Genomic DNA, 12,396 nt, shown 5'->3' with positions numbered 1-12,396 from the left:
ACGCTCAGAAAGAGATAATACATTGGTGTGTTTGTAAGTATCCCACTTAAAAGAACCATTCACTTTTAGAGATCTTCCGACATACTGACTATGTCCCTTTGAGGAGATCGGTATGCGCAAAGCACGATTCACCGAGCACCAGATTATCGCCGTTCTGAAGTCTGTCGAAGCCGGACGTACTGTCAAAGAGGTTGTAGTGGATCACAAAATCAGGACACCGGAATAACCTGTCTCCACTTTTCTTCATGCAGGCAAGGCGGTAAACCACCGTTGTTCGTATGAGGGCGATAAACGTTGTAATAACCATTTATCCACTGGTTTATATCGCGTACTGCATGGCTAAAATCACTATAACCACCTTTCGGAAGCCATTCACTTTTAAGGCTGCGAAAGACTCTTTCTATCGGCGAATTATCCAGGCAATTCCCTCTGCGACTCATACTTTGCATTACCCCATCACGCCAGAGTAATTTCCTGTATTTATTGCTTTTATATTGACCCCCTTGATCTGAATGAAACAGCAGACGGCCATCACGAGGTCGTGTTTCCAGAGCGTTACGCAAAGCCCGGCACACCACATCAGCATCAGCGGTTAATGAGAGGGCTGAACCGATAATCCGGCGTGAATATAAATCAATAACAAGCGCGAGATAGCACCATCTGTCCTGCAGGCGAATAAACTGATATCACCACACCAGACGCGGTTTGGTGTGGCGGGGTTAAACTGCCGGTTCAATAAGTTTGGTAATGCCGGACTGTTGTCTTCATTTACCCGGTAGCGATGTTTAACAGGCTGGCGACTAGTCAGCCCGCATTCCTGCATCAGTCGTCGCGCCAGCCATCGACCTGCATTAACGCCACTCTGGCGCAATATCTGACTGATTGCCCGACTACCTGCAGCACCACGACTGAGAGTCATGGAATTCTCTCACCCGACTTCGTAATTCAATTCTTTGTGCATTTTCAATTCTTTGTGCATTAACAGGACGCTTTACCTGCGCGTAATAAACGCTACGGTGAATACCGAATAAATGACAAAGGATCTGCACAGGGCACTTTGCTTTTAGCCGTGTGATTAGCGCGATAACTTTCCGGGGGCTTCGCTCATCAGCACGGCAGCCTGCTTTAGTATTTCTTTTTCCATCTCAAGACGCTTTATCTGTGCTTTAAGCTGCTGAATTTCGCGTTGTTCAGGAGTAATGGCATTGCCAACGGGCTCAATACCTTGAATTTCCTGCTTATACAGCCGTATCCATTTGCGCAAATGGTCAGGGTTGAGTTCGAGCGCCTGAGCGACTTCCCGTACATCTCGCTGGTATTCAACAACCTGTTCGATAGCTTCGAGTTTGAACTCTGGGGAAAATGTGCGTTTAATCCGACGATTTTTGATCATGCATCACCTCACGTTCACTGTTTTAACATTAACAGGATTTCGAGGTGTCCTGAATTATTGATCCACTACAGTAGGCCATGGCAGAGGCAGAACGGAGAGCTTTAAAACTTACTCTCAAGGCTCTGATTTGAAGGATTTAGCGGGATATATCGAATCAGTAACGTACTAAGTTTATAAACAAAAAAACCGCCTATTAATGGCGGTTTCTTAAAAAGAAATGACTATTATTGGAAGTTTTTGTAATTTATACTTTAAAAATCATATCTTTATGATAAGCAGTAAATTTGGGGTTTCGCATTATAGTTAGAACTTGCTGGATAACCCATTTCTTCCCAATATCAAAATCATGCTCAATGATGCAAGGTATTGAAATAAATGATTTCTCACATTGAATTGTGAAAGAGAAGCCGTCATTTTCTTTCAAAATTGTCTGTAGATGAGATTTGATAAAAACATCAAAGATAACTCTTAGTTCCTCAAGCGTTATTGGAGGAACATTACGAGGATCATTTAGACGATCAGCAGCGAAATGGAGCGAAAACTTTAACTTAGCACTATCTTCCTGTAATACATCATTAATGTCTGCTTCAAGGTCATCTAGCTGCTGTTGAGTGATCATAGATAAGATGCTGTCATTTCGGCTAATTTTTCGTTTAATTCTACGCTATTAGAAGCGCAGACTGTGCCTACGAGTTCAGTTTTTGATAACGAACCAACTCTCACGTCAAACTCACGATTATCAAAAGAATCTACAACAACAAAAAGTCTTGTTGTTGGGTTATAAAACGATGCACAATTTTGAGTAACTTGCATATCAAAGTTCATATGAATCCTCCCTCCGCTATAGAAAGGCGCGGGATTTTAGTTAAAGCTAATACAGCCAATATAGATAAAATCAAAAACAATTTTCTTTACCTATGTAAACATTCTACCCTAATTGACCGAGTCGTCAACATGACTGCACATAAATCATCCAGCAAGTGCAGCCATAATACAGCCTTGTCCCTTCGTTTTTAACGATTAAGGTAGCTAGTGTTGATATCGTTAAGTACCTGCTCGTTGTAGTTACTAACATGCTCTGAAGCTATCACACTAAACACCCCCTCAAGCTTTCCTGAATCTATGTTCAATTTAACATCCGCAGGTTTTACAGTAATATGGTTTACTGGTGCTTGGTACTGACTACTAGCTTGATATGGTGTTGGCTGAAGGCTGCTTGCTGTAGGAATCATTGCCTGTGGAGTCATGTTGTTTGCATATGGTTGGTAGGCTTTCATCCCATCACGCCCAATCTCTGCAATCCATTGACGAATGCCACTATAATCCCCCCACCATTGCATAAGATCTGCTCTTTCGACGAGATATTCAGCACGATTGTAAGCGGCTATAATCTCAGTGCTTTTGGTATGAGCCAAAGTTGATTCAAGAACTTCCGTCCTGAATTTACCGCATTCCTCTGCTGCTGTTCTTGCGATAGATCGCATACCGTGGGCAACCAATTCACCACCTAAACCCATACGGATTAACGCTGCATTGGCTGTTTGCTCATGCATATGGGTCAATGGAGTTTTTATGCTGGGAAATACCCATTCACGATGGCTGCTGATAGGCTGCATATTTTCTAGTATACGAAGAGCTTCTTTGCTGAGCGGCACCTTATGAGGACGTTTCATCTTCATAAATTCGGGGGGAATGTTCCAGATTTTTTTCTCTGTATCGATGTCAGCCCAACGCGCACGAACAGCCTCTCCGGGGCGAACCCAAGTAAGCAATTGCCATTCAATCAGCATACGTGTTTCCAGCCGTATGGAAGCATTCGCCAGTGCAGCCATAAATCTTGGTAGTTCGCTGGGGGGAAGGGCGGGCATATTTTGCTTTTTAGGTTTACTAAAACGCTGACCAAGGTTATCAGCAGGATTAAACTCAATAAGTTCTTCTGTCGCTGCCCAGCGGAAGATTTCATTCAGGCGGGAAATGATTCGGCGCAGGGTTTCCAATACACCGCGTTGTTCAATTGGGTCAAGATGCTGCTTCAATAACTTAGGCCGGATCTCTTTGATAGGGACATTGCCTAATCCGGGGAAGATATTTCTTTCAAGACTGCGCCAAATGTCTTCTGCATGGTCTTTGGATATACCAGATGTCTTTACCTTCTCATCTAACCACTTTCGAGCAACGGCTTGGAGCGTGTGCTCAGTAGCATCCTTCAATGCATTAGCTTTATCGTTGTTATGGACTTGTGGATCGATGCCATTGGCAAGTAAAGATAGGTATTCATCCCGCAAAACTCTTGCTCTTGCTAACGTGAGGTGGGGGTAGGTTCCGAGGCTTATCTTTGTTCGCTTTTTAGTTATTGGCACTGCATACCTGAAATACCAATTTTTCTTACCACCCTTTGATAGGGGAGCGATTCGTAGCATCAAGCCGTCACCATCAAAAAGGTTGATCTCCTTTTCTGCTGGCTTGCTATTTTTGATTTCAGTGTCAGTGAGTTTCTTAGCGATCTTTGCCATTTTAGGACCCTCGATTATGGGACCCTTTGTGTTGGGTCCCAAAAAGGGTGCCATAACGAGTAGCTTCTAGCAAATCTCAGTAGACTTCTATAGACGTAAAAAAGCCCGCAAGGCTGGTTCCATGCGGGCTTAGTAGACTTCAGTATACTTCAAACAACTAAAAAGTGGTGGAGCTGGGGGACGCTGAATAGGTTGATCAATACATTGTATTCATTGATAAAAATTTATTTCAAACTTTCTGTGTGTACCTAAACGTGTACCAATTATTTAAACTGACAATGAAGTAGGCTGTGTTTATTAATGGATTTCTCTGCTGCTAGTTTATGTGTTTGTAAGGTAATTTACGGAAAAAAAAGATTTATAGAAAAACTGTTCACACTGTTCACTTTTGAATTTAATTATTAAAATACAATATGTTAGATGGTGATGAGTTAGTGACGAGTTTATCCTAACTAGTCACTTGCTGTGAACAGTCGCCATTGAATACAAAAACACCGGCCTAGGCCGGTGTGATTATTTTTGAGGTGCCAAGATAGGTGGGACAGAATTGGGGATAAAAGAAAGGCCTGCAAGCAGGCCTAAGTACACACTGATACATTGCTCCCCGGTGTTGGATGTATGAGGTTTGTACAACGCAACTATAAGTGTCATAACTGATAGCGTCCAATGGGTTAGGCAGATCAATAACGCCATATTGATCGGTAGAAACGATCGTGATGTTGTTTATTCAATGTGCTTCACATTTAGGCAACCAGTCGGCCTCGCAGTCTTCACTTAATATCAGATTTGTTTGCATCCCTTGGTTCGTCTTTCGCTTCAACAAGGCTATTTCATATTCACTCAGGGTTTGCGGCACAGCGCGCCCGAATGCGGTCAGGCTCATTGGCCGTTGGTGGCCGCGCGCCTCCATAAACGACAGGTAAGCGTGATACAGGTATTTACGCGGATTAGCCGGGATAATATTGGCATTCCCCATATACAGGCCATTGGGCGTATTAACCGCCAGCAGATAACCACAAAAATCAACCAGAGGGTCAGCACCGCGTTTAATCTCTAGCGCTTCATCCGAGTTCTGCTGCGCTTCGAGTAGCGCACGGGCATCATTGGGAGCAATAAAACGCTGCATCAGGTGCCGCACCATCACCGCCAGCTCACCGGTAATTTTTGCCAACAACTGCGGATCACGCTCGTTAGCCGGGATGACTTCCGGGAACGGCAGAATAACCCGGCGACGGGAGACACCGCCGCTGCGGTCACTGAACTGCATCGGGTTGTTATTGACGGCCAGAATCACCGCCGGAATATGAGTGGAATAGGCATCACGGTATTTCGGGTCTATGGCGACAGCATCACCGCCAGTGATGGCTTTAATGCCGGCACCGTCACCGCTCCAGCGCTCTTGGTCTGGCAGGATAATCAGTGAGAACCCCACCACAGAAGCACGTTCCCGCGACGATTCCAGCGTATCGATGGTGGCCGAGGTGGTATTGTCTTTCCCGGCCAGCAAGCTGGCGATAGAGGCCATCACGCTTTTACCACTGCCACCCGGCCCGGTCACCTCAAGGAACAGTTGCCAGTCATAGCGGTTCGCCAACACCATATAAAGCGCCGCGAGAATACGCTCCTGTTTCTCGTGTTGTTGCCCGGCGGCCCGCGTTAACCAGCGCCAAAAGTGCGGGGCATGGTCGGACAGATTTTCCCCGGCTTTGGGCGGGGTGTAATCCACACTGTTCACGGTACGCAACCAGTGCGTTTTTTGGTGTGCACTGAACTGGCCGGTAGTGGTATCAAATACCCCGTTACGAAAACCTATTAAGTGCCGGGCGGGTGTTCCCATTTGTGGCACCATCAGCTTGAGCGTATCAAGTACGCTGTTTATCCCTGATGCTGAGAACGGGGCGCGGATTTTCTGGAACAGGGCGGCAATCTCCCGGCTGAGTACCCGATATGGTAACACCTGCCACGCCCCTTTTTCATAGCGGCACAGGTCTTCACCCACCTGTGGCACCGCCAATAAGTGCTGATAGTGCTCTGCTAATAGTTCGGCCTTTTCACTGGCGCTCATGGCTTTCAGGTCGGCGTCACTGAGCGTATCAAACGGGCTGGGCTGTTGCGGCTGATTGAATGCCTGTAACTGGGTCAGGGCGGCCAGTTTACCTTGCTGCTGATAAACGTCGTTCCAGTCGCCCACAACCGACGGCAACGCCAGCTTACCGCCGCTCAATTGGGCGGCCTCTGTTGCGCGGCTCTGGCCGGTGCCGTTCTCGTCATTATCGGCGGCCAACAATAGCAATGCATCCGGGTAGTGGGTACGCAACTGTTGCGCCAGTGCGGGCAGATTGTTAGCGCTGAGCGCGACACACACCGTTTCCCCGGTCAGATGATGTACCGTTAGCCCGGTAGCATAGCCCTCGGTCAGCCAGATAACGGCGTTATTCTGTCCGGCAAAAAAATGACAGGCTGCTTTCACCTGCCCCCCGGCCAGCGTGCGCTTGTCACCGTTGGCGTTAATCAACTGAACATTAACCACTTCACCGGCACTGTCGGTAAGGGGGAATAACAGGTCGCCGGGTTGATAGGTAATACCCCCAACACACAACGGTTTACCGTGTAATGTCAGCGTCTCCAGCTCTGGCCAGCCTTTGGCGGTCAGATAGGCATTCCCGGTCTGTGGTCGGGCGACAGTCAGCAGTTGTTTAGCCTGTTCTGCGGCCCGCTGCCGTGCTTGCGCTTTCTCCTGCGCTTCCTGCCCGGCATTGTGTGCCGGTAATGGCGGGTTCGATGGTTCTCCTAACACCTCGGCCACTTTGCAGGCGGCTTCCTTGGTCGTGACCGCCAGCGCCTTTTCAACCAGATTCAGACCATCGCCGCCGCCGCACTGGTTACAAAACCATGTGCCACGCCCTTGCAAATTATCAAAGCGAAAACGGTCTTTACCGCCACACATCGGGCAGGGCTGCGCCCGGCCTCCGGCGGCGATATGAATACCAAGAGCGGGGAGCAATACCGGCCACTGGCCGGTGGCTGCATGTGAGGTTTTTGAAACGCTTAATAGTGTCATTCTCTGTTTCTCCTCAGTGCAGGGTAGTTTGACTGGTTGTGGCTATCTGCGCTTGGCACAGCTCATCCATCATTTTTTGCCCTAATACTGTCAGGCGCGGCGGAGCCAGCAAAATATCCGGCTGCACCATGTCACTGAGCATGGTACAGGCCATATCCATACCGGCTTCTGGCCCGTGCTGGCGCACAAAGTAGCCCTCAATATCCATCGCAATGGTCATTTGTAATTCATCCAGCGAGTAACCAAGGCTCACCCCGTGAGATACGCAGGTATCCAGATAGGCATGGGCTAACGCACGGCGATAAACAGCGGTACGGACTTCAACGGGCAGACAGGATTGATTCAGGGTATTCATACGATAGGTGCCTCCATGCGGGATAAAATTTGAGATTCGCAGGTGTTCATCACCTGTCCGAGCTGGTCAGTCAGTAACGCCACCATTGAGGCGAACGATTCAGGCGACGGCGGGGTAATGCCGTGCAACAGACTGCTTTGCGTTTCCAGCATATCGAGGAACGTCACGCCGACATTGTGTGCGTGCTGGAGGCGTAAAAAATCAGCGTGAGGGATACTGTACTGCGTATCACAGTCATAACGGGCGGCAAGGGTATTCATGCGACCGCCCCCAGTGGCAGACGGCCAGCAAACGACAGGATGTAGTCACGGGTTAAACGCAGGCGGGCATTCTTCTCACTGCTGGCGGTGGTACGCAACATGCAGGGACGCGCCATTAATTCAGTACGACGAACAGCAGCGAATAGATAGATAAATTGCGGGTGTAACGGGGTGAGGGATGTAGCCATAGTGGCAGCCTCCAATAAGTATTGGTTATTGCTACCACCGAAGTTTCCACGCTTATGGGTGGTAGCCCAGACGGGGGTGGAAATACCGGCCTTATTGGAAACCGGCCAGCCCGAAGGCTGCCCCGCCTGAGCCACCATTGCTTGATAGCGACAGCGGTGTAGAAACCACTGTGCAAAAAACTGGTAGGCCGAGGCCACGACATAAAAAAACACGCCTGGCGCGTGTTGTGTCGCCAATAAGTAACTCGGGTTTCCACGCCCGGCTGCCGATTTTGCGACAGCACGGCGACTATAACGCAAGGCCTGCAAAAAATGCAAGCCAGAGAAAAGCCCTTTTTGCGGGATGAGGGTCATCGGTTTAGCAATCAGTCTGAATATCAGGCTTGGGCTGTACGGGGGTACGGGCGTAGAAATTGGCCTGTGCTGGCGTGCCTGCCGCATTGCCCGACATCACTTGCACCACGCCGTTTAGCTGGCTGCGGTACTTGGGTAAAGCAAGGCCGGGTTGTTGCTGCGCAATCTGGAACGCCTCAGCGATGTATTGCACGTCTCCATCATTCAGAGTGAAGAATTGCTCGCCGATTTTTAGGGTGATCATGCTGATACCCCCTGACGGTTAGCAATGCGCTCTGCCATCCAGCCCTCAATCTCAGAGGCCAGCCATGCGACGTTCTTACCGCCAAGGGAAATTTGTGCGGGGAAGTGGTCACGGCTAATCAGTTCATAAATGGTCGAGCGGGATAAGGCGGTGGTGTTAATCACTTCAGGTAGACGCATAAAGCGGTCACGCGGGTAGTGTGTTGCCATTGGTGGTGGCGTATTGGATAAAGCCTGTTGTGTCATTGCAAGCATGAAAAGCTACCTTATTGGTTGTCCGGCCATATACCGCCGGGTTTGCTGGGATTCAGTTGGGTAGCCCCCTATTGTGAGAATATTTTTACCTGATGCAACAAGCCGTTGTTGTGTGATTTACCACAACAAACGCACGTAAAAATGACGGTATTTGACTCTCTGGGTCTATGTGGGTGTATTCGGGTATATGTGTGGAAGGGGTGTTTTTTTGTACTGAGTCGTTAAAGCCAAAAAGAATTAAAAGATATTTATTGATATTAAAATGCTCTAAAAAGAGTGGTGGTGGTTGAGCACAACAGTGAGGGTTTTGCCTGCTTTTTAAGCTAGCCAGAGAAAAAGCTCTTTTTAACCCAGTGAACAGTAGTGAACACTTGGTGAATAGTTTCAAATGAACTGTTCACCCTTTTATTTATTGATTATTAATACTTTTCTCCTAAAGTGAAGAGTAGTGAACAGTTTTTATAAAACTATTATTTTTATAGCCCTTTTAGTTTGATTTGAGAGTGTGTTGTATGGGAAATGGCACAACGGGCATTGATTGAGACGTTGTGTGAGAGCTTGCAAAATGACTCCACATTGACTGAGACGGAGTTATCCCCCTATGAACCAGAAAAAACCACACTCGATTACGCCCGCCCTTGAAAGATTTAAAGCAGCGAAAGCGCAACACCTGAAAAATGAAGAAACCTACAAAGAAATTATGGCCTCCATTGCCCGTAGCCAGCAAAAGCAGCGCGACGCCGAAAACCAGAGCCAACAGGCTGACGGCAGTTGGCGCAAACTGTTTCGGAGTTTGCGCGGTGAAATGACGGATGAACTACAAACTGAACATATCCGCCGGATTTCACAGCGGGAGCTGGCACAAGAATTCGGGCATCTGATTGAAGAACTGGAGTTGGATAAGAGTGCCGTCCTGCTGGAACTGTGCGCGTCAGCAAAGCCCTATAAAGACACGCATCGCGAAGCTCTAACGGCTTATGCAGACATGGAAATAGTGGCGGCGTTGTACACTTTACCACCGGAACTCATTCGGGCGGTAAAAATCAAAATGGCTGTTAACAATGTTTACGGTGATGAATCACCGGCGCGCGCATTGGGTATGCTTATTACTACACTCATCAGGGCTGCCGCCCTGTCTCCCTTCAATATAGAAAAAGAGACTGTTCTGGCAGAACTGAGTTTACAACGGCCAGAACCGGGTTATGTGGACTCGACTCTGAACAATAGCCCAATCAAACGTGGGCGGTTATTCAATGAAATAAAAGAAAAACGCAAAAAACTCAACCCAGCCGGGGAGCAATAATTATGATGCGTTGTCCTGTGTGTAAACATACATCTCATACTCGCGCCAGTCGCTATTTATCCGAGCAGACCAAAGAGGCGTATTATCAGTGCCAGAATATAGAATGTTCTTGTACCTTTAAATCGATTGAGAGTGTGGATAAAATAATTACTCGCCCTCCGGTTAAAGAGCCTGAAATAATACCTGATGTTATTCTACCAGAGCGAAAAGTATTAAATCGCTACGGTTCTAACGCACGAATTCATTAATAATCCCACTCCGCCTGTAACCTCTCAAGGCGGGGACTTTTCTCCGACTCTCACCACTTCGCCCTTGCCGTTTAAGGGCTTTTTTTCTGGCTAGCCTGCTAAAATGAGCACTGCATGCATATAGTGCATGAATTTGCATGCAGCGCCTTAGCATCAAAACATCTGAAACACCGCGCTACAAGGGCTTGTAGGCTCTCTATGTCATGCATGAAAAGTGCATGATAAAGTCAGAGCGCGTAGGCGGGGGACCATTGCGCGCATAGGCAAATCAGCGATTCCCCCTAAATTATTAGAGTAAGATTGATTTAGACCAAACTCACCATTTTACCCTTTGGAATGCACTAACGATATCTAATTTATCCTGTTGGAAATACCAATTGGTATACTTCTCTTCAATTTCCTCAAGAGTGTTTATCTTTAAGTCATGCAATTGTTTTTTATATTCACCATCATTGCTAGACATGAAGTCGTAAGGTTTGTCTCTTATAATGGCTAAAGTGGCAGCTGAAATTAAGGATATTTGTATCTTCATTTCTAAATGTTTTATTTGAAGCTCAATAATAGCTAGTTTTCCGGTTATAAAATCATCTAATTCAGTTTCTTTTAAACTTCTTATTCTTATTTTTTCTTCTAATTGGTCAAAAAAAACTTCCATCTGGCTAGATATCTTATCCTTTAATTTAGATGCTTCGGCTCGTCTAAATGCTCTTGTGTTTATATATGAAGAAATAAGCCACCCAAGAGCAGCTATTAGTGACGATATAATAACAGCCACATATTTAGCGTCTAGTATCATTATCCGCAGCCTCAATACGTTCTTTTATCAGTAATTCTATGCTTTCTAAGTCGTTATGGTGGTACTTGAGTTTTTTATCAATTTCTTGCTTTGTAAATCCCTCTTCTCTAATTAAGCCCCCAAAGGCTTCATCAATGAATGAACGCCCATAACGGTTGTAACCTGTAAGATCCACATCGACGAAGTCAAAAGCTCTGAGTGCAGGGGCAAGATGCTCTTGCCTAAATTTTTCCCCATTACCTGCACCATCAGAGGGATATCTACCATATGGTTTTTTATTGAAATCATTGATAATGTTTATTTTCTTAAGATTCATCATACTCAACCTTTATGTTCCACTGTATCAAAGTACCCGGTAGTAGTTTGGGAAGCTCGATTGTATCAACTTTTCCATTTTTGAGCTTGTACAAACCGTTATTGCTATAGATCCAAAGCGTACCTTTTTCGTTGCTACTTACCAGCGCTTTAATGCTCTTACTACCTTGACCATGTTTACTCGCAGCTGTTCCTGTAACATCTCCAGCCATAGAAATAGCTATTTTCATAGCATCACTTACTCGCCCAAATTTGTAACGAATTATATCAACTGCTGCAATACCTTCACCTTTAAGCTCATTAATAACTTTAGCTTCTAACTCTGGGTATGTGGTTTTTAACGTGTCACCAAACCATGATTTATTTAAAACAGTTTCAGGAATACCAACACCTTTGTCATATATTGCTAAAAATAGTTGGTCATCAGCTAAGTCACATTTCATCCACCATTTTTTATTTTTATTACCTTCATTTAAACTAGGGTATGCATGATATGCTACATTATTTATCGCTTCATGTATTGCTCCTCCGTATATACTCTCTTTTATAGCAGACATTTTGTTTTTGTAAATTTTTTGCTGTATGAAGTCAACAATTTCGTCTCTGAACTCTCCGCCAGTACTAGCAATGACAGGTATATATTCACCATCAAAGTTAGGGGGGATTATATTTCTTTTACAAAGTCTAATGAAACCTGATTTTTTTATAATTCTATTTACTTTTAATTCTTTTGACAAAGATACAATTTTATATGTTTTACCATTTGAAATGGAATCCTCTACAGCAGCATATAAAATAAGCATGGAGGCCACTTTTAAATGTTCTGTGTGTGAAAAGTCAAGTAGTACTCTTGTAGTGCTATTTTTATTTATATTATCTATATCAGTAATTATACTTAAAGTTTCTTGATAGTCTTTTCCTTTTTCTGGTGAGTAAATACAGAAGTTTTTAGGAAACTTTATATATTCGTAATCACTCTTTTGGTTTCCTTTTTTTCTTGGTCTATATGAATGATAGGTGAGGTCTTTCCTCTTAAGTACATTGAGCCAACGCTTTAAAGCTATTCTATTTTGTACTGCTTCCCTGTCTTTATTTGCCACAATAATCTCCTA

The 12,396-nt window shown here is 45.6% G+C and carries 13 protein-coding genes and 3 pseudogenes; 3 read left to right on the top strand and 13 right to left on the bottom strand.

All coding sequences use genetic code 11. The features are described 5' to 3' along the window. Window positions 1-112 precede the first annotated feature (112 nt). Window positions 113-193 (top strand): annotated as a pseudogene (locus tag DJ39_RS18300) (transposase); the annotation flags it as partial. Window positions 194-209: 16 nt separating this feature from the next. Here DJ39_RS18300 and DJ39_RS18045 read toward each other — a convergent pair. The 10 genes and pseudogenes from DJ39_RS18045 to DJ39_RS15525 form a co-directional block, all read right to left on the bottom strand. Next, window positions 210-1,393, bottom strand: a pseudogene (locus DJ39_RS18045) (IS3 family transposase). 244 nt (window positions 1,394-1,637) lie between these two features. Next, the gene (locus tag DJ39_RS15565) at window positions 1,638-2,012 is read right to left on the bottom strand and encodes a hypothetical protein (protein ID WP_038251553.1); all 375 of its coding nucleotides are present in this window, start codon (window positions 2,010-2,012) and stop codon (window positions 1,638-1,640) included. Next, entirely contained in the window at window positions 2,009-2,218 is a 210-nt protein-coding gene (locus DJ39_RS15560) for a hypothetical protein (protein ID WP_038251552.1), read from the bottom strand. The genes DJ39_RS15565 and DJ39_RS15560 overlap by 4 nt, the downstream gene beginning before the upstream one ends. A gap of 494 nt (window positions 2,219-2,712) precedes the next feature. After that, a pseudogene (locus tag DJ39_RS15555) lies at window positions 2,713-3,906 on the bottom strand (integrase arm-type DNA-binding domain-containing protein); the annotation flags it as partial. A 727-nt stretch (window positions 3,907-4,633) separates the two neighbouring features. Then, window positions 4,634-6,967 (bottom strand): primase-helicase zinc-binding domain-containing protein, encoded by a 2,334-nt coding sequence (locus tag DJ39_RS15550; RefSeq protein WP_004718146.1) that lies wholly within the window; start codon window positions 6,965-6,967, stop codon window positions 4,634-4,636. A gap of 13 nt (window positions 6,968-6,980) precedes the next feature. Next, window positions 6,981-7,322 (bottom strand): DUF5375 family protein, encoded by a 342-nt coding sequence (locus tag DJ39_RS15545; protein ID WP_004718144.1) that lies wholly within the window; start codon window positions 7,320-7,322, stop codon window positions 6,981-6,983. After that, the gene (locus DJ39_RS15540; RefSeq protein ID WP_032910557.1) at window positions 7,319-7,582 is read right to left on the bottom strand and encodes a hypothetical protein; all 264 of its coding nucleotides are present in this window, start codon (window positions 7,580-7,582) and stop codon (window positions 7,319-7,321) included. The genes DJ39_RS15545 and DJ39_RS15540 overlap by 4 nt, the downstream gene beginning before the upstream one ends. Beyond that, the gene (locus tag DJ39_RS15535; RefSeq protein ID WP_004718142.1) at window positions 7,579-8,124 is read right to left on the bottom strand and encodes a host cell division inhibitor Icd-like protein; all 546 of its coding nucleotides are present in this window, start codon (window positions 8,122-8,124) and stop codon (window positions 7,579-7,581) included. The genes DJ39_RS15540 and DJ39_RS15535 overlap by 4 nt, the downstream gene beginning before the upstream one ends. Before the next feature lie 4 nt (window positions 8,125-8,128). After that, window positions 8,129-8,368 (bottom strand): hypothetical protein, encoded by a 240-nt coding sequence (locus DJ39_RS15530; protein WP_230596541.1) that lies wholly within the window; start codon window positions 8,366-8,368, stop codon window positions 8,129-8,131. Further along, complete coding sequence (locus DJ39_RS15525) at window positions 8,365-8,622, bottom strand: helix-turn-helix transcriptional regulator (RefSeq protein WP_025381895.1); 258 nt, start codon at window positions 8,620-8,622, stop codon at window positions 8,365-8,367. The genes DJ39_RS15530 and DJ39_RS15525 overlap by 4 nt, the downstream gene beginning before the upstream one ends. A 601-nt stretch (window positions 8,623-9,223) precedes the next feature. On the opposite strand from DJ39_RS15525, the gene DJ39_RS17770 reads away from it, so the two are divergent. Next, entirely contained in the window at window positions 9,224-9,925 is a 702-nt protein-coding gene (locus DJ39_RS17770) for a hypothetical protein (protein ID WP_004718137.1), read from the top strand. A 2-nt stretch (window positions 9,926-9,927) separates the two neighbouring features. Further along, window positions 9,928-10,173 (top strand): ogr/Delta-like zinc finger family protein, encoded by a 246-nt coding sequence (locus tag DJ39_RS17615; protein ID WP_071815371.1) that lies wholly within the window; start codon window positions 9,928-9,930, stop codon window positions 10,171-10,173. A gap of 316 nt (window positions 10,174-10,489) precedes the next feature. Here the strand turns inward: DJ39_RS17615 and DJ39_RS15515 are convergent, their stop codons facing one another. The 3 genes from DJ39_RS15515 to DJ39_RS15505 are packed head-to-tail and all read right to left on the bottom strand — an operon-like array spanning window position 10,490 to window position 12,384. Further along, the gene (locus DJ39_RS15515) at window positions 10,490-10,969 is read right to left on the bottom strand and encodes a hypothetical protein (protein ID WP_038251547.1); all 480 of its coding nucleotides are present in this window, start codon (window positions 10,967-10,969) and stop codon (window positions 10,490-10,492) included. Further along, a complete protein-coding gene (locus tag DJ39_RS15510) occupies window positions 10,953-11,288 on the bottom strand; it encodes an STAS-like domain-containing protein (RefSeq protein ID WP_038251545.1) in 336 nt (111 codons plus the stop codon). Before DJ39_RS15510 ends, DJ39_RS15515 begins: the two co-directional genes overlap by 17 nt. Further along, window positions 11,275-12,384, bottom strand: a complete 1,110-nt coding sequence (locus DJ39_RS15505; RefSeq protein ID WP_004718130.1) for an ATP-binding protein — start codon at window positions 12,382-12,384, stop codon at window positions 11,275-11,277. The genes DJ39_RS15510 and DJ39_RS15505 overlap by 14 nt, the downstream gene beginning before the upstream one ends. Window positions 12,385-12,396: the final 12 nt, after the last annotated feature.

This window comes from Yersinia ruckeri ATCC 29473 (genome assembly GCF_000754815.1).
Taxonomy (GTDB): Bacteria; Pseudomonadota; Gammaproteobacteria; order Enterobacterales; family Enterobacteriaceae; genus Yersinia; species Yersinia ruckeri.
Note: the sequence above shows the minus strand (reverse complement) of the source record. Positions and strands in the feature narration are given on the sequence as shown.